9 protein-coding genes are annotated in these 23,681 nt (G+C 68.8%); 8 read left to right on the top strand and 1 reads right to left on the bottom strand.

What is annotated here, in order from left to right; translation table 11 throughout:
* Positions 1-58: 58 nt before the first annotated feature.
* A complete protein-coding gene (locus tag ACFVUS_RS17140; protein WP_387766681.1) occupies positions 59-532 on the bottom strand; it encodes a hypothetical protein in 474 nt (157 codons plus the stop codon).
* Between the two features lie 151 nt (positions 533-683).
* On the opposite strand from ACFVUS_RS17140, the gene ACFVUS_RS17135 reads away from it, so the two are divergent.
* The 8 genes from ACFVUS_RS17135 (at position 684) to ACFVUS_RS17100 (ending at position 23,654) form a co-directional block, all read left to right on the top strand.
* The gene (locus ACFVUS_RS17135; protein WP_387766678.1) at positions 684-1,985 is read left to right on the top strand and encodes a SidA/IucD/PvdA family monooxygenase; all 1,302 of its coding nucleotides are present in this window, start codon (positions 684-686) and stop codon (positions 1,983-1,985) included.
* A gap of 41 nt (positions 1,986-2,026) precedes the next feature.
* Positions 2,027-2,968, top strand: coding sequence for a methionyl-tRNA formyltransferase (locus ACFVUS_RS17130; protein ID WP_387766675.1), 942 nt, complete (start codon positions 2,027-2,029; stop codon positions 2,966-2,968).
* Positions 2,969-2,979: 11 nt separating this feature from the next.
* Positions 2,980-6,345 carry an amino acid adenylation domain-containing protein gene (locus tag ACFVUS_RS17125; protein WP_387766672.1) on the top strand — a complete coding sequence of 1,122 codons (3,366 nt, stop codon included), beginning with the start codon at positions 2,980-2,982 and terminating at the stop codon, positions 6,343-6,345.
* Positions 6,342-7,307 (top strand): ABC transporter substrate-binding protein, encoded by a 966-nt coding sequence (locus ACFVUS_RS17120; RefSeq protein WP_387766669.1) that lies wholly within the window; start codon positions 6,342-6,344, stop codon positions 7,305-7,307. The genes ACFVUS_RS17125 and ACFVUS_RS17120 overlap by 4 nt, the downstream gene beginning before the upstream one ends.
* 31 nt (positions 7,308-7,338) lie before the next feature.
* A complete protein-coding gene (locus tag ACFVUS_RS17115) occupies positions 7,339-9,006 on the top strand; it encodes a condensation domain-containing protein (protein ID WP_387766666.1) in 1,668 nt (555 codons plus the stop codon).
* Positions 9,003-13,511 carry an AMP-binding protein gene (locus tag ACFVUS_RS17110; protein WP_387766663.1) on the top strand — a complete coding sequence of 1,503 codons (4,509 nt, stop codon included), beginning with the start codon at positions 9,003-9,005 and terminating at the stop codon, positions 13,509-13,511. Before ACFVUS_RS17115 ends, ACFVUS_RS17110 begins: the two co-directional genes overlap by 4 nt.
* Before the next feature lie 275 nt (positions 13,512-13,786).
* Positions 13,787-17,290 (top strand): amino acid adenylation domain-containing protein, encoded by a 3,504-nt coding sequence (locus tag ACFVUS_RS17105; protein WP_387766660.1) that lies wholly within the window; start codon positions 13,787-13,789, stop codon positions 17,288-17,290.
* Between the two features lie 67 nt (positions 17,291-17,357).
* Entirely contained in the window at positions 17,358-23,654 is a 6,297-nt protein-coding gene (locus ACFVUS_RS17100) for an amino acid adenylation domain-containing protein (protein ID WP_387766657.1), read from the top strand.
* The last annotated feature ends 27 nt before the right edge of the window (positions 23,655-23,681 follow it).

Here is a 23,681-nt window from a genome sequence, read left to right as displayed (position 1 = left end):
CGGGAAAACCCCGGGCATTCCAGCGAATGCCCGGGGTTTTCTCTTGTCGTGTAACCGATTACAGGTTGCAGGACTGTCCGGCGTAGTACGCCACGGAGCACTCCGACTCGCGGGTCAGCTTCCAGGTGCCATCGATTTCGCGCCAGGCCATCTCGATGTTCGGGAAGGTGCCGTAGCCGTCGACGGTGACCTGCAGGTTGGCGGTGACGGTGTCACCGTTCTGGCCGACCGGACCGGCCACGGTCCAGCGCAGGCTCGGGACGGTGTTGATGACGCTGCCGACCTGATCGAGCAGCGGCAGACCGGCGGCGCCGGCCTCGAGCTCGTTGGCGCGGGCATTGCGGTCCGCGCCCGGGTTCAGGGCCAGTCGCAGCTTGGAGTTCAGATCGCCCAGGCCCGGCTGCGCGGTGCGAACCGGGGAGACGATGGGGGCGGCCTGGGCCGGTGCGACAGTCGCCACGTTGAACCCGGCGACGACGGCGGCGGCCGCGAAAACCGCTGCTCCCAGCTTCTTTCGGGTGGTGCTGATCATGTATTCATCCAATCGTTCACTTCGGTGAGCCGCGGGCGGTGCCCAGACGGTACCCAAGCAATATAAGGTAAGCCTATGCAAACATGGGAGGGGACCCGGTTGCTGTGACGCGATCGCCCGTCGTTCGCGAGAGAAAGTGAGTGTGAACCCGGTGAAGACTCTGCTGGTTGTAGGCGCGGGGCCCAAAGCCCTTGCGGTGGCCACGAAATCGCATGTACTGCGCAAACTCGGTCTGCCCGCCCCGCGTGTCGTGGTGGTGGAGCCGCACGCGGTCGGCGGAAACTGGCTGCCCAGCGGTGGCTGGACCGATGGCCGGCACCGGCTCGGCACCAGCCCCGAGAAGGATGTGGGCTTCCCGTACCACACCACCTGGGCGCGCGGTCGCAATCGCGAGATCAACGAGGCCATGCATGATTTCAGCTGGACCGCGTTCCTGGTGGATCAGGGCGGCTACGCCGAATGGATCGATCGCGGGCGGCCCAGTCCGCAGCATCACGTGTGGGCCAAGTACCTGCAGTGGATCGGGCATCGCATCGATCTCGAATTGGTGTCCGGGCGCGTGCATTCCATCGCCCCGGCGGCGGACGGCTGGCTGGTATCGGTCACCGACGCCGACGGCGTGGTCACCCAGCTCGATGCCGATGATCTGATGATCACCGGTCCCGGCCGCAGTACGCGCGCGCTGGCCGATCATCCGAAAGTGTTGAGCATCTCGGATTTCTGGGAGCTGGCCGGGCGGCGCGCGCTGCCGGTGTCCTCGCGGGTGGCGGTGATCGGCGGCGGTGAGACCGCGGGTTCGGCGCTGGACGAGCTGGTCTGCCACGAGATGTTGACGGTCTCGGTCATTTCGCCGATGGCCACGCTCTACACCCGCGGTGAGAGCTACTTCGAGAACGCGCTGTACAGCGATCCGGGCAAGTGGGCCGGGCTGAGTCTGGAGCAGCGCCGCGATGTGATTCGCCGCACCGATCGCGGGGTGTTCTCGGTGCGCGTGCAGGAAAGCCTGTTGGGCGACAACCGGGTTCATCACCTGCAGGGACGGGTGACGCGGGTGCGGGACAGTGGTGAGGGTGTGACGCTGACGCTGCGCAATGCCCCGCGGCCCGATGAGCAGCATGTCTTCGATCTGGTGGTGGACGCGACCGGTGGGCAGCCGCTGTGGTTCCTGGACCTGTTCGACGCCGATGCCAGGGATCTGCTGGAGCTGGCGGTGGGCGGTCCGCTTACCCAGCCCCGGATTGAGGCGGCGATGGGTTACGACCTGGCCGTGGCGAACCTCGGGGCCAAGCTCTACCTGCCGAATATGGCCGCGCTGACGCAGGGTCCGGGCTTCCCGAATCTCAGCTGCCTCGGCGAACTTTCGGATCGCGTGCTGCGTCCGGCGGTCGATGGCCAGGAAGTTGCCGGTCGAGCCGCGGCCGCGAGGGTCACACCCGCACGGGTCGGCCAGTAGGCTAGGCTAGCCTTACTTAAGAGGAGATGAGGTTCGGTTCAATGCGTATCGTGTCGTTCGGCTTCCAGACGTGGGGCCGCAAAACCCTTGCGGCCCTGATCGATTCGGAACACGAGGTGGTGCTCTCGGTTACCCACCCGGCCAGCGAGTCGTCCTACAAGGCGATCTGGAACGATTCGGTCGAGGAGCTGGCCCGCGAACACGGCATCCCGGTGCACCTCACCGAGCGCGCCGACGCGGAGACCATCGATCTGGTCAAGCGCGCCGAACCCGATGTGATCGTGGTGAACAGCTGGTACACCTGGATGCCGCCGGAGCTGTACAAGCTGCCGCCCTACGGCACGCTGAACCTGCATGATTCGCTGCTGCCCAAGTTCACCGGCTTCTCGCCGGTGCTGTGGGCGCTGATCAGCGGCAGTGAGGAATTCGGGCTCACCGTGCACCGCATGGACGAGCAGCTGGACACCGGCGACATCCTGGTCCAGCACCGCCTCGCGATTCCCGAGGGCGCGACCGGCACCGAGTTGGTGCTCGCCGGAATGGAATTGATCCCGGGCGCGGTGCACGAGGCACTCGCCGCGCTCACCAGCGGCAATGCCGACTGGAAGCCGCAGAACAAGGCCGAGCGCACCTATTTCCACAAGCGTTCGGACCGCGACAGCCGCATCGACTTCTCCTGGGACGCGGTCGATCTGGAGCGTTTCGTGCGCGCGCTGTCCGAGCCGTACCCGCGCGCGTTCTCGCACTACCGCGGTGAGCGCGTGGAGATCCTGGCCGCGCACATCTCCGAGGCCCGCTACGGCGGCACCCAGGGCCGGGTCATCGTGCAGGAGGGTGGCGGCGCGGTGGTGTGCGGCCCGAATCCGCAGCGCGGCGGCAATCACGCCGTGGTGATCACCAAGGTGCGCACCGCCGACGGCGTCGAGCGCGAGGGCAGTGAATTCTTCGCGCGCGGTGGCTATCTCACCGATTCGCCCGAATGAGGTCCGGTGTCATGTCGACCGTCGCCGACGGGACCGCGGCGGATATCCGCCGCCCCCTGTCCCCGGGCCAGCGGCGCGCCTGGTTCCTGCAACAGCGCGAACCGGGGAATGCCGACCTCAATGTCGGCATCACCTACCGCCTGACCGGAGACCTGGATCCCGCGCTGCTGCGCGCGGCCGTCGGTGAAGTGCTGGCACGACACGACATCCTGCGCACGGTCTACGGCGTCGGCCCCGACGGCGAGCCCTTCCAGGCCGCCCTGGCCGATGCCGAACTTGCCTGGCAGGAAGACGACCTCTCCGGCCTCTCGCCGCTGAGCCGCACCCGCCGCGCCGAAGTCCTCATCCGCCGCGTCCTGGCCGAACCCTTCACCCCGGCCGAGTCCGCTCCCATCCGCTTCGCCCTGATCCGCACCGGCGCAGCGGAATTCGCCTTCGTCCTGGTCGCCCACGCCCTCTGCTGGGACGACGAATCCTGGACCATCTTCTCCCGCGACCTATCCGCCGCCTACAACGGCGCACTCCCCGCAGGCCCCGCACTGCAATACACAGACCTGGCCGTCGCTGAACCCACGTCATCGCGGCACGCCCCCTCGTCATCCCGGCGCGCTTTTGGCCGGGATCCACACGCCTCAGTACAACCGTCTCCCGCGACGGATCCCGGCCAAAAGCATGCCGGGATGACGAGGGAGGGTTCCGCCCCGGCCGTTTCGGAAGAGGGCGCTGTATCTGCTGTGCATGGGGAGAACACTGCGTCGGCTCTGTCGGGAGCGAGCGCCGTCCCCGCCGGGATCGACTTCTGGCGCGCGGAATTGACTCCGCTGCCTGAGCCTTTGGATCTGCCCGCCCGGACCGCATCGGTGGCGCAGCAGGCTGCCGCCGCTGTGCGTGTTGTGCGTGAGGTGCCCGGCGAATTGCTCTCGGGTGTGGATGAATTCGCGCGGGAGCTGGGCACGTCGGCGGAGCCGGTGTTGCTCGCCGCGTTCGAGTTGCTGGTGCATCGGTACACCGCCGCGCCCGATTTCCTGGTGTCGGTACCGGTCACCACGCGTGCCGGGGAATCGCTGCCGGAGTCGCCGGGTGCGCCCATTGGATACTTCGGCAACACCCTGCTGTTGCGCGCCGCGATCGACGATCGGCGTACGTTCGCGGAATTCGCTGCCGCCGTGCGGGATTCCTGGGATCGAGCCCATGAGCATCGCGCGATCGGGATCGATCAGGTGGTGGCGGCGGTCAATCCGGAGCGCAGCGCCGATCGGGATGGACTCGATCAGCTGGTCCGGCTGGGATTCGGCGTACGCCGGGTATCGGCCGGTCCCGCGTTGACGGATGTCACCTCGGCGCGCCTGGACATCGGCAGCCCGTCCCCGCGAGTTCCGCTGCGGCTCACCGTGGTTCGTGACGAGTTGGGTGCGTACCTGGAAGCCGAGTATCCGGCGGACCGGTTCTCGGGCGATCTGATCGAACAGCTGCTGTCGCACTACGTCCGGCTGCTGGCCGAGGGCACCGTCGCGCCGGAGCGTCGAATCGGTGAGCTCGTGCTGCTCGGTGCCGCCGAACAGGTTCGGCTGCTGGAGCTTTCGCGCGGTGAGCGGGTCTCGAACCCGTCGACCACCATGGTGGCGCTGTTCGAGGAAAGCGTGCTTGCCGAACCGCGTGCGGTGGCGCTGGTCGCCCCCGGCTACACGCTGGGTGAGCGCGCGGTGCCCGATGTCGAGCTCACCTATGGCGAGCTGAACAAACGCGCCAATCGCCTGGCGCACTGGCTGATCGGTCAGGGCCTGGGCTCCGAGGACCTGGTGGCACTGCGCCTGTCGAACTCGGTGGAGTTCGTGGTCGCGGTGCTGGCGGTGCTCAAGTCCGGCGCGGCCTATCTGCCCATCGATCCGGCGTACCCGGATGAGCGCATCGACTATCTGATCGACGACGCCCGCCCGCGCCTGGTGCTGGGCCGGGTCGAGCTGGAGGCCGCCGAATCGGTGGCTTCCGATGCGCCAGCACATGATCCGAGTGACGCGGATCGCCTGCGGCCGCTGCTGCCGGGCAATCTGGCCTATGTCATCTACACCTCGGGTTCCACCGGCCGCCCCAAGGGCGTCCCGGTCCCGCACGCCGCGATCGCCGATCACCTCATCGGCTTCCGGGCGCAGTGGGGGATGACCGCGAACGATCGCCTGCTGCAATCGTCGTCGGTGAGCTTCGACGCCTCACTGCTCGATGTGTTCGTCACCCTGACCCTCGGTGCGCGGCTGATCATTCCGCGCCCCGGCGGGTTCTCCGATCTGGCGTACATCGCCGATCTGGTGACCGGCCACGGGGTGACGGTGCTGCACATGGTGCCGTCGCTGCTGCGCACCTTCCTATCCCTGCCGCAGGTGAGCGATTGGCGCACACTGCGTTTCGTGCCCGTGGGCGGTGAAGCGCTACCCGGTGAGATCGCCGACCGGCTCACCAAATCGCTCGACGCCGAACTGCGCAATCACTACGGCCCGACCGAGGCCGTGGTCAGTGCCACGCATATGCCGGTGGAGGGCCCGCAGGGCAATCGCATCGTGCCGATCGGCCATCCGAACCGCAATGTCGATCTTTACCTGCTCGATGACCACCTGCGCCTGGTGCCCCCGGGCGTGATCGGTGAAATCTATTTGGGTGGACCGCAATTGGCGCGCGGCTACCTGAACCGCACCGCGGCCACGGCGGAGCGCTTCATCGCCGACCCGTACACCCCGGGCGCACGGCTGTACCGCACCGGTGATCTGGCTCGCCGCAATCTCGCGGGCGCGATCGAATTCGCCGGTCGCGCGGACGAACAGGTGAAGGTGCGCGGCTACCGCATCGAACCCGGTGAGGTGCAGGCCGCGCTCACCACGCATCCCGAGATCCGCGATTGCGTGGTCACGGTGGTGGGCAATGCCGTCACCGGCCCCATGCTGGCCGCCTACGTGGTCCCGGAATCGAGTGCGCTGGAACCGGATTCGGTGCGTGCGCACGCGGCGAAAGCGCTGCCGGAGTACATGGTGCCCACCGCGTACGCGCTCATCGACGCCATCCCGCTGACCCAGCACGGCAAACTGGATCGCCGCGCCCTGCCCGAACCGGTCTGTCTGACCACCCGCCCGTACCGGGATCCGGTGACCGCGGCCGAGATTCGGCTGGCCGCGCTGTTCGGTCAGCTGTTCGGCACCGACCGGATCGGCGCGGACGACTCATTCTTCGAACTCGGCGGCCATTCGCTGCTGGCCAATCAGCTGGTGGCGCGGATTCGCGCCGAGTTCGGATTCGAGATCGATGTGCGCGCGGTGTTCGACACCCCGGCGGTACACGGATTGGCCGCGGTGCTGGAGGCGACCGCCCGAGACAAGGAGCAACACGAGTGAACACCCGAGGACTGTGGCGTCGCGCCGGAATAGGCCTGCTGGCACTGGGTTTGGTGGCCGGTGTGGCCGCCTGCGGATCCGATGACGGCGAGTCGGGCGCGGGCTCGGTGACGGTCAAGCACGTGATGGGCGAGACCAAGATCGACGGCACCCCCAAGCGCGTGGTCACCCTCGGCCCGCAGTGGTTCGATGCCGCGCTCGCGCTCGGGGTGACCCCGGTCGGCTATCTGGTGCCCGGGCTGACCGCGACCACCAAGGTGCCGTGGGAGCCCGCGATCCCGGAGTCGGCCAAGCGCATCGAGGCCACCGGCGACTATGTGGAGCAGATCGCCGCGCTGGAGCCGGATCTGATTCTGGCCCCGGCCTTCATGGCCGATCGCACCATGTACGACAAGCTGTCCAAGCTCGCCCCCACCATCGATTCGCTGTCCAGCGCGCAGATCGACTCCTGGCAGGACCAGGTGACCACGCTCGGCAAGGTGCTGCGCAAGGAGACCGAGGCCGCGAAGGTCATCGCCGATGTGGACGGCAAGATCGACGCGGTCGGGGCCAAGCATCCGGGCGTGAAGGGCAAGACCTTCCTGACCTGCATGCTGACCGGTCCTGCGCAGCTGATGGTGCTGGCCGATCCCAAGGACGGCTCCGCCGAACTGTTCACCCGCCTGGGTATGACCATGCCGGAGAACATTGTTCGCGAGGCCCCGTCCGGCGGCCGCCTCGCGCTGTCCCCGGAACGCCTCGGCGATCTGACCTCGGATCTGCTGGTGTGCGGCGCGATGCCCGCGCTGGAGGCCAAGTTCAAGGATCTGCCCGGCTACAACGAGCTGCCCTCGGTCAAGCGCGGCGGTATCGCGTTCGTCGATGTGGTCGCCATCAATGCCATCAATCAGCCGACCGCGCTGTCGGTGCCGTACGTGCTCGAAAAACTGGAGCCCGCGTTCGCGAATATCTCCGGTAGCTAGACCGCCGGTCGCCAGGAAGGACTTCACCCCCATGACGCTCGAAACCCCCGCCGCGCGCACCGATCGCGGCGTCCCGCTGTCCCCGGCCCAGCAGGCGGCCCTGCTGCCGGAGCGGCTGGCCCGCATCACCGCCGCCAATGTGTTCCTGGCACTGGAGATTCCGGCCGCGCTCGCGGACGGCGTCGCGGCGCGCACGGCCGAAGTCCTTGCCGCGCACGAGATCCTGCGCACGGTGTACCCGGATGACCGCCGGGTCCCGTACCAGCGGGTGGAGTCCGCTCCCGCCGGTGCCGCCGACATCATCGAAATCGGCGACGCCGCACTGACTCCCGCCCTGCTGACCGACGCCGGTCACGCCTTCGACCTGGCGACCGAATTCCCCGTCCGCATCCGGGTGTACCGCCTGCCCGAGCGCGCTGTGCTTTCCCTGGCCGCACACCCGGTCGCCGCGGACGATCGCACCCTGGACCTGCTGGCCACCCAGCTCCTGGCGACCGGGGAGATCCCGGCCGCCGCCCAGTACCGCGAATTCACCGCCGATCAGGTGAAAGCCCTGACCGCCAAGGACGATTCGCTCGCCTTCTGGACCGAACGCCTCGCCGACCTCCCCGAGCAGCTCCTGCTGACCGGCAAGCGCCCGGCCCTGCCCCGCAGCGCTCGTGCCGTGGTGGAGATTCCGGCAGCCACGGTCGCGGCGTTCGGTGGTGAGCCGGGCGCGGCATCGCTTGCCGTGTTGACCGCGCTCATCGGTGCGGCGCTGCGTGAACTCGGGGCGAGCACCGGCATTCCGGTCGGCATCGCGTCGGCGGCGCGGTCGGATGCCAGCGCGGACGTGCTCGGCAATTTCGCCAACTATCTCGTGCTGCCGGTGGATTCGCCGCGCGGCGATGCGCCGCGCGAACTGGTGGACGCGGCCTCGCGGCTGCTGGCCGAGGCGTACGCGCATGCCGGGACTCGAATCGAGCGGTTGACGCATCAGCTGCGCGGCCCGGGTGCGGCGGCACAGGGCGGACTGTTCCAGGTGTTGGCCGGAGTGCGCGCGGGTGTGTTCGAGGTTGCCGCCGGTGACGGCGTCGCTCGTGAGATCGCTCGCGCGGTGGCCCGTCCGCACGGTGTGGATTTGATCGTGGACGTGATCGAGACCGCGTCCGGCTGGACCGTGACCGTCGACCTGGCCGAGGAGCTGTCCCGCCGCCATTCGGCCGGTGAGTTCGCTCGTCTGCTGGCGCGTACCGCCGAATCCTGGTCGGCCGCACCCGATACCGCGACGGATGCGGGGGAGGTGCGGCCGAACGCCTGGTTCGTGGCCGAGGACGATTCCCTCGAGCTGGACCCGCTGGCCATCTCCGGCCTGGGCGGCCCGCCGCAGACCGATGCCGAGCGCGCCATCGCGGACGCGCTGCGCGAGATCCTCGAACTCGATGACGAGGACGAGGTCGGTCGCGAGGACAATTTCTTCGCCCTCGGCGGTGACAGTGTGGCCGCGCTGCGCTTCGTCACCGTGCTGGCCGAGCGGGGCCACATTCTCGACGTGCAGAAGGTGTTCGAATTCCCGGCCGTCTACGAGATGGCCGAGAACCTCACCGCCGAAAGCGCTGCGGCGCAACCCGAACCGGTCGCCGAGGTCGCGCCGATGGCCGCCTCCGGTCTCGATGCCGCCGCGCTGAGCGCGCTTGCCGGAAAGCTCGCTGCCCGGTGACCGTGCAGATTCTCGATGTCGTCGCGCTGTCCCCGCTACAGCGCGGCCTGTATTCGGTCAGCGTCGCCTCCGGCGCGGTCGATCCGTACCTGGTCACCTTCGCGGTGCGGATCGAGGGCTTGACCGAACTCTCCGCGCTGCGCACGGCTTTCGATCAATTGCTGGATCGCTACCCGCATCTGGGCGGCGCGGTGCTGACCGACGGGCTGCCGCATCCGGTACTGGTCACCACCGATGCCGGTCGCATCGGCTGGCGCGAGCTGGATCTGCGGTCGGCCGCCGATCCGGAAGCCGCAGCGCAGCAACTGTATTGGGATGAGGGCCGCCGCCGCATCGACCTCGATGCCGGACCACTGTTCCGGGTGGTCGCCGCGCGGGTGGGTGAGCACGACTACGAATTGGTCTGCACCGCACACCACATCATCATCGATGGCTGGTCCATCCCGCTGCTGTTCGCCGACCTGATCGCGCTGCACGGCGGTGCGGGCGCGAGCCTGCCCCCGGCCCCGCCGCTGCGCGAGCACGCCGCCTGGCTGGCGAGCCGCGATACCGCCGCCTCCATCGAGGTGTGGCAGCGCGCCCTGCACGGCCTGGCCCCGATGTCCATGCTCGCGGCCCCTGCTCCGGCCGATATCCCGGTGCTGGGCGAGGCCCGCTTCACCCGCGCGGACACCGACCGGGTCACCGCCTGGGCGCGCGGCAAGGGCCTGACCCTCAACACGGTCCTGCAAATGGCCTGGGCCCGAGTGCTTTCCGGCCTCACCGGCCGCGACGATGTGGTCTTCGGTCAAACCACCTCCGGCCGCGACGCCTCCCTCCCCAATGCCGAACGCCTGGTGGGCGCACTCGTCACCACCATCCCGGTCCGAGTCCGCCTCGACGACCGCGCCCCCGCCGACATCGGTGTGGCACTTCAGCGTGAGGTCGCCCAACTCCGCGCCCACGAATACCTCGGCATCGCCGAAATCACCCGCCACACCGGTGGCAGCCAACTCTTCGACACCCTCCTGGTCTTCGAGAACACCCCGCTGGGCGCGGTGACCGCCGATATGCCCATGGCCCACGGCGCCCGCCTCAAGCCCCGCCGCGTCGATTCCCCCAGCCACTACCCGATCGCGGTGGTCCCGGTGGTCGAGAACGGCGAACTCATCACCCGCGTCGAAATCCGCCCCGACCTGGTCACCCGCTTCCACCCCGACCGCCTCGCCCAGCGCATGCTCGCCGTGGTGGCCCGCCTGGTCGACGCCGATTCCGCCGCCGCCGTGAGCCTGCTCCTCGACGACGAACCCGCCGCCCTCGCCTCCAACCCCGCAGCGCAGCCTTCCCCCAATCTCGGCGCAAACACTTCCCCCGACCTCGCGGCGGATCCTTCCCCCGTCATCCCGGCACGCTTTTGGCCGGGATCCACACCGGAAGTACTCCAACAGGATTCGGAGGATTCCGGCCAAGAGCACGCCGGAATGACGCATGGGGACGCGTTCGAGGCCGTGTCGCCTCATGCGCTGGTTTCCGACGTGCTTCTCGCCGCCGCTGACCGCTCCGCCGATGCGGTTGCCGTGATCGATGCCGACGGCGAGCACTCGTTTGCCGAATTCGGTTCGGCGGTGCGGACTCTCGCGGCCGCGCTGCAGGCGAGCGGTGTGCGCCCCGGTGATTCGGTGGCCGTGGTGCTGCCGCGTGATCGCCGAGTTCTGCACGCGCCCTTCGCCATTGCGCATGCGGGTGGTATCTGTGTGCATGTCGACCCGGGCACTCCGGCCGACCGGCTTGCCTATCTGCTGGAGACCTCCGGCGCTCGCCTCGTGCTCGGTGACGAGGCGCTGGTGGATGTGCTGGTGCAGGTCCGCGCGCAGGATGTGGATTTCGTGCACGGCGTCACGACCGGCACCGGAGAACTGCGTCTTCTCGGTGCGGCGCTGAGCGATTCGCCCGCACCGGCCGAGACCGCGCGCGGCGGGCTGTCCGTCACGAACGCAGCCGTGCCGTTCTATGTCATCTTCACTTCGGGCACGACCGGTCGCCCGAAGGGTGTTGTGGTGCCGCACGGTGCGCTGCTGAGCCACTGGGCCAATCATGAGCGGCGGATCTTCGCGCCCGCAGCCGAACGGCTCGGCAGGCAACTGCGGATCGGGCACGGCTGGTCGACCGGCTTCGATGCCGCGTGGCAGCCGACCGTCGCACTGCTCAGCGGCCACACCGTGGTCATGCTGGGCGAGCAGGCGCGCACGGACGCCGAGCAGATCGCGGCGGCCATCGCCCGGCACGGGATCGATATCTTCGACACTTCGCCGTCGATGTTGCCGCGGCTCATCGCTTTCGGGTTGTTCACCGAGCGGGACGGTGTGGAGCATTGCCCGCTGGCGGTGCTCGCGCTCGGTGGTGAGGCGATCAATCCCGATACCTGGAAGCGGTTGCAGGGCCTACCCGATACCCGGGTCATCAATTTCTACGGTCCGACCGAGGCGACCGTCGAAGCGCTGATGGCCGATGTGCACGACCATATTTCGCCGACCATCGGCCGCACCTTCGACCGGATGACCGCCGAGGTGCTCGATCACCGGCTGCGCCCGGTGCCGCCGGGCGGACTGGGCGAGCTGTATCTGTCCGGCCCCCAGCTGGCGCTGGGCTACCTGGACCGCCCCGCGACCACCTTCGCCGCCTTCGTGGCGGGCCCGAACGGAAAGCGTTATCGCACCGGCGATCTGGTGCGCCGCGCCGATGACGGCACCGTCATCTACGAGGGCCGCGCCGATAAGCAGGTCAAGATCAACGGCTATCGGGTGGAACCCGACGAGGCCGCCGTGGTGCTGCGCGAACTCGCCGGTGTCGAGAACGCGGCCGTGCTGGCGTACACCGATAACGGCCGCACCCGCCTGGGCGCGCTCGTCGTGAGTGCGGTCCCGGTGCCGCAGCTGCGCGCGGGCCTGACACAGCGCCTGCCCCGCTTCCTGGTGCCGACGCGCATCGTCGCGGTCCCCGAGATTCCGTTGAACAGCAACGACAAACTGGATGTGCACGCCGCGACGGCCCTGCTCACCGCGCAGGTGGCCGGGTCCGGCGGCAGCGAGCCCGGCACCGACACCGAGCGCGCGCTGCTCGGCGTCGTCTCGGCGCTGGGCGCGGCGGGCACCGGTCCCGGCATCACCGACAGCCTGGTCGATCTCGGCATCGACAGCATCGGCGTGATCGACCTCGTATCCCGTTTGCGCGGTGCGGGTTTCCGCGTCGCGGCCCGGGATGTGATGGCGGCCGGTGATCTTCGCGAACTGGCGGCCCGGCTGGATGAACTCACCGCGGCGGGGGAGGACCGCGCGGCGGCGGCGGTCACGCCCGCCGGTGCGCTGCTCCCGCTGACCGCGTTGGCGAACGAGATCATCGCCAATGGCGACTACCGCTATCTGGCTCAGTCCCAGGTGATTTCGCTGCCGGACGATGCGACGACGGCCGCGGTCGTCGAACGCCTGTCCGCGCTTGCCACCGCGCACCCCACGCTGCGCTCACGATTGATCACCGCTGCGGACGCACCCGCGCTACTGGTGGAGGAGCTGGCCCCGGCCGAGGTGTGGCTCACCGAGGCCGATGGAACCGGCACGCCCGCAACGTATCTCACCGATACGGTGGCGCGCCTGGATCCGGAGGCGGGCCGCATGCTGGCCGCCACCATCCTGGCCGGTCCGCAACGCCGCCTACTGCTGTCCATTCATCACCTGGCCGTGGACGTGGTGTCCTGGCTGATCCTGGTCGATGATCTGCGCCGCCTCGAACAGGGCGAGCCGCCGTTGAACGAAGAGCCCTACGGCGAAACCGGTTCGGTGACAGTGACTTCCGGCACCGAGATCCTCGGCACCCCGCTGGCGGGTCAACTCACCGATCCGGCGCGCGACCGCGCGGGCAAGGTCACCCAGCGGGTGGTGGAGTTGGGTGCGGACCGCACCGAACGGCTACTGGCGGAGTGCGCCACAGCGGGCGTCCCGCTGGAAGACGCCCTGATCCTGGCCTGCGCCGGCACTTTCCCGGATATCGCAGACGCGGGCGGCCGCATCGCTGTCACCCGCGAATCCCACGGCCGGCCGGACGATGACGATTCCCGCCGCGTCGGCTGGTTCACCGTCGAGGAGACGGTGCTGGTCCCGGTCGCCGCGGCGGACTGGACCCCGGGCGCACCGGTTCCGGATCTGACCGATCGCACCTTCGCCGCCCGCGGCCAGCTGCGCATCAACCACCTGGGCCGCTTCGACGTACTCCAATTCGGTACCGGCCCTTGGTCGCCCGCGCCGCTGGCGGAGTTCACCGGCGAATTCGGCGTGGCCGCGCACCCGGATCTGCCGCTGCGTTTCAGCGTGGACATCACCACCGCCGTGGTGCCCCGCGACGGCCGTCCATCCCTGGTCGCGCAATTCGATGTGAACACCGCAGTGCTCGACGGCCTGGCGGTCGATGCCCGCGCCGAGCGCTGGGCGGATGTGCTGGCGGGCTTCACCGCCGATGAGAGCGCCGATGCATAACTGAACGGTTCCCCGCGGCCGTCGAGGCCTCGGGCGCTACAGATTTCGCAGGAGTTGAGGGGCTCATGCGGAGTCCTGACCTGGGACCCATCGGAATTATCCGATGGGTCCCATCGGCGTATTCGCTTGTCAGAGGCCCGCTATCAGCTATTTAGGTTAGCCAAACCACACCCCTTCACCGCACCTGCGGCCATGGGCTACCATCCCTATGAAGTTAGGCAAGCCTACCTTTGGTGTAGCGCCCGAGGCGGAACATTCGCAGGATGAGGAGTTCGATGCTCGACAAGGCTGGGATTCGCGCAATCGTGGCGGCTGCGCTGGACGTCGCCCCCGAATCGATCGGCGATGACGACGACCTCGTCAGCCTGGGCATGCACTCCATGAAGCTCATGCACCTGTCCGCCAAATGGCGTAAGCAGGGCTATGAGGTGCGCAGCTCCGCGCTCGCCCTGGAACCGACCCTCGGCGCGTGGACGACGCTGCTCGGCGCGAACCAGGTCGCCGCCGAATCCGGCTCGACCGCTGTCGAATCCGCGCCGGCCGCCGCTGCCGCGAATGGTTCCGCCGCTGCCGACGCCCCCGCCCCCGGCAGCGAATTCGCCCTCGCCACCATGCAGCACGCCTATTGGATGGGCCGCCGCCAGGATCAGGCCCTCGGCGGCGTCGCCGCCCACCTGTACGTCGAATTCGACGGCGACGGCCTCGATCCCGAACGCCTGCGCCGCGCCGTGACCCGCCTGGTGCACCGGCACGAACAGCTGCGCGCCCGCTTCACCGACAGCGGCACCCAGCAGACCCTGCCCGAACCGCTGCGTCCGGTCTTCGAAGCCCTCACCCTGAGCGCCGATTCCGAGGCCGATGAGCTGGAACGCCTGCGCCAGGTCAAGAGTCATCAGCGCATGGATGTCGAGGCCGGGCAGGTCATCGATATCGCGCTGTCGCTGCTGTCCGGCGGCGGCCACCGCCTGCACGTGGATGTGGACATGCTCGCCGCCGACGCGCAGAGCTACCGCCGCATCCTGGAGGATCTGGCGACCCTGTACGAAACGGACGCCGACCTCACCGAATCGCTGGACTACACGTTCCGCGCCTACCTGGCCGCGAAAGAGCAGGCCGCCCCGGATAATTCGGCCGATCGCGACTGGTGGGCGAGCCGCCTGGGCGAGCTGCCCGGTATTCCGGCCCTGCCCGTGCTGCCCGAGGCCGAGCGCCGCGACCCGAGCCGCAGTGTGCGCCTGCACCACTGGTTCGATCCCGCCGCCCGGCAGCGCCTGAACAAGAACGCGCACGGCCACGGCGTGACGCCCGCCGTCGCACTGGCCACCGTGTTCTCCGAGGCCATCGCCCGCTGGTCGGCCCGGCAGCGCTTCCTGCTCAATGTGCCGCTGTTCAACCGCGAACCGCTGCACGACGATATCGACCGCGTGGTCGGCGACTTCACCAACTCGGTACTGGTGGACGTGGACGCCACCCGCGCCGAATCCATGGTGGACCGCGCCAAGCGACTACAGCGCGAATTGCACACCTGCGCCGCGCATTCGGAGTACGAAGGCCTGGACGTACTGCGCGATCTGGGCCGCCTGCACGGCTCGCCGGTCACCCCGTCGGTGGTCTTCACCTCCGGCCTGGATCTGGGCGAACTCTTCTCCGACCGCGTGCTGCGCGTCTTCGGCGCACCCGTGTGGATCATCTCCCAGGGCCCGCAGGTCGACCTGGACGCCCAGGTCGTCGAACTCAACGGCGGCCTGCTGGTGAACTGGGACCTGCGCCGCGACGCCCTCCCCGAGGGCGTGGCCGACGCCATGTTCACCGAATTCCGCGCCCTGCTCGACGGATTGGTGGCCGAAGACGCGGACTGGACCGCAGACCTGTCCATCGCCCTGCCGCAGGCCCAGCGCGATATCCGCGACCACGTCAACGCCACCGACCTCGAACTCGGCGGCCCGCGCACCCTGCACGAGGCCTTCTTCGCCCTCGCCGAACGCGATCCCGAGCGCCCCGCCCTGCGCTGGGACGCGGGCATCAGCAGCTACGACGAGCTGGCCGGTCAGGCGCTGGCCGTCGCGCACGCGCTGGCCGCGGCCGGGGTGCGCCCCGGTGACACCGTCGCCGTCATGATTCCCAAGGGGCACAAGCAGATTCCGGCCGTGCTTGGCGTGCTCGCGGCCGGTGCGACGTACCTGCCGATCAGCACCGCGCAGCCGCAGGCGCGGCGCGACCGCATCCTGGCGCGCGGTGGTGCGCGAGTCGTGCTGCTGGACAGCCCGGCCGAACTGCCCGCCGAGGTGAGTCCGCTGCTGCTGGCCGACGCCATCACGGGCCCGCGTGCGGACACCGTGCACGTCGCGGACCCCGATTCGATTGCGTACGTGCTGTTCACGTCCGGTTCGACCGGTGAGCCCAAGGGCGTGGAGGTGAGCCACCGCGCGGCGGCCAACACCATCGACGCCATCATCACCCACTTCGATCTGGGCGCGGACGATCACACCATCGGCCTGTCGGCGCTGGAATTCGACCTGTCGGTGTTCGACATCTTCGCCCCGCTCTCGCTCGGCGGCGCGGTGGTCGCGGTCGAGGCGAGCATCGAACGCGATGCCGAGGCCTGGTCCGCGCTCATCGCGGAAACCGGTGTGACGGTGGTGAATGCCGCGCCCGGCCTGATCACCATGCTGCTCGATACCGCCGCACCCGCGCAGTTGCGCACGGTGCGCGTCGTCATCACCGGCGGTGACCGGGTGAAATCCCAGCAGGGCCACCGCTTCCGGGAGCTGGTGCCGGGCGTGCGCTTCGCGGGCCTGGGCGGCACCACCGAGACCGCCATCCACTCCACCGTCTGCGAGATCACCGATCTCTACCCGGCCGATTGGGCGAACGTGCCGTACGGTACGCCGATGGCGAATGTTCGCTGCCGCGTTGTCAATTCGCGCGGTGAGGACTGTCCCGATCATGTCCCGGGCGAGCTGTGGATCGGCGGTGTCAGCGTGGCCGACGGCTACCGCGGCGATCCGGAGCGCACCGCCGACCGATTCGTCACCGTGGACGGCATCCGCTGGTACCGCACCGGCGATATGGCCCGCTACCTGCCCGACGGCACCCTGGACTTCCTGGGCCGTGCCGATCACCAGGTGAAGATCCGCGGCTTCCGCGTGGAACTCGGCGAGGTCGAATCCGCGCTGGCCGCCCAGCCGGGCATCGGTGAAGCCGTTGCGCTGGTGACGGATTCGGGTCGCCTGGCCGCGATCGCCGCGGTCACCTCGGGCGGCAAGCACGCCGCCCCGGAACACGCCCCCTCGCTCGAGACCGTGACCGCCGGGCTCCGGGACCTGCTGCCCGCGCACATGATTCCGGAAATCCTGGAACTGGTCCCCGCGATCCCGTTGACCGGCAACGGCAAACTGGATCGCGCCGCCATCCGCCGCATGGTGGCCGCCGGTGACGATGCCGTCGCCGACAGCTACCTGGCACCCGAAACCGCGCTCGAGGCGGCCGTCGAATACATCGCCGCCATGGTGCTCGGCATCGAGAAGTTCGGCGTCACCACCGATTTCTTCGATATCGGCGGTAATTCGATTCTCGCCACCACCCTCACCGCGAAACTGCGCGGCCTGCTGGCGGTGGAACGCTTCGGCGTCACCGCGGTGCTCGAGGGCCGCACCGTGCGGGGCATCTGCGCCGCGCTGCTGGCCGCCGAGCCCACCCCGGACCGGCTGGACCAGGTGTCCCGCATTCTGCTCGAGCTCGCCGAGATCCCGAATCCGGAACCGGTCGCCGCGCGCTAATCGGTTACGCGCGCCGGATTCGGTGCGGTGCAGGGATTCTCGAAAGAACAAGGATTGGTTTCACCTGATGAAGTCGCTGGAAGACCTACAGGCAGCAATGGCCGCCCGGCTCGCGAGCGCGGGCCTGGCCGCCGCCCCCGCGGTGCCGGTGCGCCGCGATCCGACGCGCGCTCCGCTGTCCTTCGGGCAGCGCAATGTGTGGGCGCATCAGCAGATCGCGCCCGACAGCGCCGCCTACAACCTCTGTCTGGCACTGACTTTCGACGGTGAGGTGGACGGTCCGGCCCTGCACCGCGCCTTCCTGGCCCTGGTGCGCAGGCACGAGGTGCTGCGCACCACCTATCACAATGACGAGCACGGCGACCCGTACCAGCTCATTCACGACGGCCTGCCGCCCCGGATCACCGAAATCGACCTCACCGCAACCGATCCGGCCGAGGCGGACCGGCGACTGGCCGAACTGACCCGGGCCGCCGCGTACGAGACCTTCGACCTGTCGTCGGAATCCTCACTGCGTGTCACCTTCGCTCGCACCCGCCCCGACCGCCTGGTGGCGCTGCTGGTCATCCAGCACATCGCCTGGGACGGTATGACCCTGCCCGCGCTCTCGCCCGATATCGAGAACTTCTACCGCCAGGCGCGCACCGGCGACATCACGGTGGAACCGCTGCGACTCCAGGTCGCCGACTTCGCCGAATGGGAGCAGGACCGCTACCGCGACGGCGATCACTCCGCCGAAATGGAGTTCTGGGCAAGCCAATTCGACGGCGAGGTGCCCGAACTCCAGCTGCCCTACGACCGCCGCCCGGTCACCGTCACCGAACGCGGTGACCGCTTCGATCGGCTGCTGGGCGCACCGGCCGATGCCAATCTGCGCAGGCTCGCCGCCGATCTGCGCAGCACCCCGTTCTCGGTATTCCTGGCCGCCTACTATCTGGCGCTGCGCCAGACCACCGGACAGCGCGACATCGTGGTCGGCACCACCGTCGCCAATCGCGAGGAATCAGGGCAGGAACTGCTGATCGGCAACCTGTCCAATATGATTCCGCTGCGCTTCACCGGCGCGGGCGCACGCACTTTCGCCGAACTGGTGGATCAGGTGCGCGCCACCACCACCGAGGCCTTCCGGCACAAGCACTTTCCGCAGGAGGGCATCATCCGGGCGGCCAACAGCGCCACCGGGCACATCGGTTCGAAACTGTTCGACACCATGGTGCTGTTCCTGCACCAGAAGATCGACGGTCCGCAGCTGCCGGGCGCGACCACCAGCTGGGAACTGATCGACAACGGCGGCGCGCTGCTGCCGCTGGTGGTCGAGACGTTCATGCATTCGGATCGCACCGACGTCCAGATCACCTACCGCACCGATCTTTTCGACCACGGCACCATCGAGCGCCTGCACGAGTACATCGAACAGGTGCTGGCCGCCGCCACCCCCGGTGCGACCCTGGGCGCGCTGGAGACGCTGTCCGTGTCGGACCGCGCCCGCCTGGACGACTGGTCGCACGGCGACCGCCCCGCCATCACCCCCGAAACCATCGACGCCATGATCCGGACTTCGGCGCAGCAGCATCCGGACCGGGTCGCGGTGATCTTCGAGGACACCGCACTCGACTACGCCGAATTCGATTCCCGCGTCAACGGACTCACCCGCATGCTGCTCGCTCGTGGTGTCCGCAACGGCGACCGCGTCGGCGTCTACGCCGAACGCAGCGAATGGCTCCCGGTCGTCTTCGCCGCCGTCCTGCGCGCGGGCGCGGTCTACGTCCCCGCCGACCCGAGCTACCCCCTGGACCGCATCGAATACATGCTGGGCGATGCGGAGCTGTCCCTGCTGATCAATACGGTAGGCGCTGATTCCCCCCGTCATCCCGGCGTGTATTTGGCCGGGATCCACGGCCTCGAATCATCATCCGCCGGTGGGGATTCCGGCCAAGAGCACGCCGAAATGACGGGCGCGGGGCTGCCGCTCCTGGACTTGGCTGCCCCGGATCTACGCGCCGAGCTGGCCGCCACCGACGGCTCACCGGTCCGTGTAGAGGAACTGGCCCGGCCCATCCACCCGCTGGACGCCGCATACCTGCTGTACACCTCGGGCACCACCGGCCGTCCCAAGGGCGTGGTCATCCATCACCGTGCCATCGCGAACCATGTGCAGTGGATGCGCGACTACCTCGGTTTCGGGCAGGAGCGCATTCTTCAGAAAGCGCCCATCGGCTTCGACGTATCGGTGTTCGAGCTGGTGAATGCGCTCGGCACCGGCTCGGCAACGGTGCTCCCGCATCCGGAATGGTGGCAGGCCGATGTGGAGGCGCTCGCCGGAATCATCGAGCGGCACCGGGTGACTCAGCTGTCCCTGGTGCCCAGCGTGACGCGCGCCTTCCTCGACGCCGGACCGGATCCGAAGCGTCTGGAAACCATGCGTTACGTCTACCTCGGCGGCGAATCCGTGCCGCCCGCCCTGGTGGAAGAGGCCGGCCGGGTCTTCGGCGGCACCGTGCTCGGTCTGTACGGCCCGACCGAGGCCGCCATGGACCTCACCCACGAGGACTTCGCGGACGCGCTGTCCGATACCCGATCGGCCGGCGATGAGATCCGGTCCGCGCTCATCGGGCGGCCCGAATCCAATTCGTCCGTCTACGTGCTGGACGAGCAGCTGCGGCAGGTGCCCCCGGGCGTCACCGGTGAGCTGTACCTGGGCGGCGTCCAGCTGGCCCAGGGCTACCACCGGCGGCCCGGCCTGAGCGCCGCCACCTTCATGGCCTGCCCGTTCGCCAGAGAATCCGGTGCCCGCATGTACCGCACCGGCGATATCGTGCGCTGGAATTCCCGTGGCCGCCTGGAATACCTGGGCCGCGTGGACGATCAGGTCAAGATTCGCGGCCACCGCATCGAACTCGGCGAGATCGGCACCACGCTGCGCCGTATGCCCGGCATCGGCTCGGCCGCCGCCATCGCGCTGCCGCGCGGCAATGATTCGGTGCTGGTCGCCTACTACGTGGCGGAGCCGGATTCGGTGTACGCCACCGATTCCGAAACCGCGGTCGCCGCGACCATTCGCGCCTACCTCTCGGAACGCCTGCCCGAGTACATGATTCCGTCGGCGCTGGTGCGCATGGCCGCGCTCCCGCTCACCGCCAACGGCAAGCTGGACCGGCGCGCCCTGCCCGAACCGGATCTCGGCGGCAGCAGCGGCCACGGTCGCGCGCTCGCCGACGGCCCGGAAACCCTTGTCGCCGAGGCGGTCCGCCAGGTCCTGAACCTCGGCGACGATCTGGCGCTGGCCGCCGATGACGACTTCCTGGCGCTGGGCGGCGATTCCATCACCGCCATCCGCATGGCCTCAGCGCTGAAGAAGCGCGGCCTGGCCATCACCACCAGCGCCCTGTTCGACGCCCGCACCATCGCCGCCATCGCCGCCGCGACCACCCCCATCCTCGACACCGGCGCACCCGCACTCATCGGCGCGGGCGCGGACACCGGCTGGATCCCGCTCAACCCGATCGCCGCCATGCTCGTCGAAAAGGTCGGCGAATACACCGGATACAGCCAGGCCACCGCCGTGGTGACCCCGCCCGGCGCGACCGCCGAACAGCTCACCACCACCGTGGCGGCCCTACTCGACCGCCACCCGCTGCTCCGCGCCCGCCTCGGCGTGGAAACCTCCCCCCGTCATTCCGGCGCGCTTTTGGCCGGAATCCACACGGATGAGGTGGATCCCGGCCAAAAGCATGCCGGGATGACGGAAGGGGCTCTCGCCTATTACGTGCCCGCCGTCGGCGAGGCGTACCCGCCCGTCGAGCTCATCGAGGTCGTAATCGACGGCGACGATTGGGAACTCAGCGCCGGTGAAGTGCTCCAGGCGCATTTGCACGAGGTCGGCGCGGCACTCGATCCGGCCGCCGGTCGAATGGTCGGTGCGGTGTGGGCGCGTACGCCCGACTCCGCCACCGGCCGCCTGCTGCTGGTGATCCACCACCTGGTGGTGGACGGCGTCTCCTGGCGCATCCTGCACGACGATCTGCGCGGGCTGTGGCAGGACGGCGCACTGGAGCCGGAGACCGGCACCTCGGTGCACACCTGGAACAGCAATCTGGCGCACTATGCCCAAAGCGACGCGCTGGCAGCCGAATTGCCGCGCTGGCGGGAGATCGCCGCCGCAGCCGATCCACTGCTCGGCACTCGCCGGGTGGACCCGGCGGTGGACACCGTCGCCACCCTGCACGAGGTCACCGCCGAACTCGACGCCGATGACACTCAGCTGCTGAGCACGCTCGGCGCGCAGGTGTTCGGCTGCGACTTCCTGGACATCCAGGTCGCCGCGCTGGCCGTCGCCGTGCATCGGTTCCGGCGTTCGCACGACAACGACGCCGATACCGTCGCACTCACCATGGAACGGCACGGCCGTGTCGAAAATCTCTTCGCCGGAGCCGATCTCGCGAATGCGGTGGGCTGGTTCACCAGCGCCTACCCGGTCGCGCTGAACGTGCTGCGCGGCGGTGAGGCCGACATCGTGGACGCGGTGAAGGCGGTGAAGGAACAGCTGCTCGCGGTGCCGGACTCCGGCATCGGGTGGGGCCTGCTGCGCTGGCTGAACCCCGCCGCCAAGTCCGAGCTGGAAAGCCATGCGGCCCCGCAGATCAGCTTCAACTACATGGGCCGGTTCACGGTCGCGGACACCGCCGACACCGTTGAACCCTGGGATGCCGCACCGGAATTCGGCTACCTGGGCGGTCACGCCGATCCGGCCATGCCGGTCCCGGCGGTGCTGGACGTCAATACCGTGAGCATCGCCGACGGCGACCGCACCAGCCTGCGCGCCTCCTTCCGCTTCCCGGTCGGGGTGCTCACCGACGCCGATGTGCACGAACTCGCCGACCTGTGGACCGGCGCACTGCACGATCTGTCGAAGACGGTGCGCGACAACCCGGTTCGCCAGCCCACCCCGAGCGATGTGCTGGCGCGCGGCGTCACCCAGCTGGACCTGGATCGCTGGCAGACCCTGTTCGGCGCGTTCGCCGACGTGCATCCGCTCGCGCCCATGCAGGCCGGGCTGTACTTCACCGCGCTCGGCTCCGGCGGCAAGGATTTCTACAATGTGCAGACCATGATCGCCGTGCGCGGCGATCTGGAACTGCCGCGCCTGACCGCCGCGCTGGACACCGTCCTGAACCGCTATCCCAATCTGCGCGTGGCGATTTCGGTCTCGCACGCCGGTCAGCCGTACGCACTGGTCAACGAGCATATGGACTTCCCGGTGCGCGAGGTCGACTTCGCGCCGCTGACCGACTCCGAACAGCGCCTGCGTGATTTCCTGCTCGCCGATCAGGGCGAACAGTTCGACCTCTCGCGCGGCCCGCTCACCCGCGCCACCGTCGTGCACCTGCCCGATGCCGTGCACATGCTGGTACTCACCTCGCATCACCTGCTCACCGACGGCTGGTCCGGTCAGCTGCTGCCGCAGGAGATCTTTGCCGCCTACCTCAGCGACGGCACCGCCGCACCGCTCGGCAACCCGGACACCTTCGCCGAATTCCTGGCCCTGACCCAGGATCGGGAGGAGGCCACCGAGGCCGCCTGGTCCGGCTACCTGGACGGCGTGCAGCCCTGTCTGGTCGCGCCCAACCGCGTGCCCGAGGGCGGCGGCGTGCCCACCGGCCGCTCCGCCGAGATCGACGCACAGGTCGTGGATCGCCTCACCGAGCTGGCCACCGAACTCGGCACCACCTTCAGCGTCATCTGCCAGCTCGCCTGGGCCAATGTGCTGCGCTACGTAACCGGTTCGGAGACAGCGGTATTCGGCGAGGTCGTCTCAGGTCGCCCCGCCGATCTGGACGAGGTCGACAATGCGGTCGGCTGCTTCGCCAACACCATTCCGGTCGCGGTCGGCCTGCGCGGTGATTCCAGCTGGCGTGAACAGCTGGCCGAAATCCAGCGCCGCCGAGTCGAACTCATGGAATTCCACCAGTACCGCCTCACCTCGGCCATCCGGGCCACCGGTGTGCGCAAACTGTTCGACTCCATGTTCGTCTTCCAGTCCTACCCGCCCGGCCGGGCCGAACTGGAAAGCCTACTGGCACAGGCGAACCTGGAACTGGTGACCTTCGAGGGCGGCGGCGCGACCGATAACGCCCTGCTGGTCATGATCTTCCCGGCCAATGAACTGTTGCCCGGCGACGGCGTGCGGGCGGTGGTCTTCTACGCGGAGGACTCCTTCGACGACACCGAGGCCGAGATCATCGAGGCCGCCTTCCACGACACCCTGCGCGCCATCGCCGCCGCCCCGGACACCCGGATCGACGATGCCGCGGTCATCGGCGACGAAGACCACGGCCTGCTGGTGATGCGCCGGATGTGGCAGTGAGCGCCGGAATTCCGAGCGCGGAGAAAC

Source organism: Nocardia sp. NPDC058058 (genome assembly GCF_042885355.1).
Classification (GTDB): Bacteria; Actinomycetota; Actinomycetes; order Mycobacteriales; family Mycobacteriaceae; genus Nocardia.
This window is presented reverse-complemented; position numbering and strand designations above follow the sequence as displayed.

What these genes read in the sequence shown, in the direction of transcription:
- ACFVUS_RS17115 (WP_387766666.1), top strand. Translation starts at nt 7,339, where the DNA reads ATGACGCTCGAAACCCCCGCCGCGCGCACCGATCGCGGCGTCCCGCTG.
- ACFVUS_RS17105 (WP_387766660.1), top strand. Translation starts at nt 13,787, where the DNA reads ATGCTCGACAAGGCTGGGATTCGCGCAATCGTGGCGGCTGCGCTGGAC.
- ACFVUS_RS17125 (WP_387766672.1), top strand. Translation starts at nt 2,980, where the DNA reads ATGTCGACCGTCGCCGACGGGACCGCGGCGGATATCCGCCGCCCCCTG.
- ACFVUS_RS17100 (WP_387766657.1), top strand. Translation starts at nt 17,358, where the DNA reads ATGAAGTCGCTGGAAGACCTACAGGCAGCAATGGCCGCCCGGCTCGCG.
- ACFVUS_RS17130 (WP_387766675.1), top strand. Translation starts at nt 2,027, where the DNA reads ATGCGTATCGTGTCGTTCGGCTTCCAGACGTGGGGCCGCAAAACCCTT.
- ACFVUS_RS17140 (WP_387766681.1), bottom strand. Translation starts at nt 532, where the DNA reads ATGATCAGCACCACCCGAAAGAAGCTGGGAGCAGCGGTTTTCGCGGCC.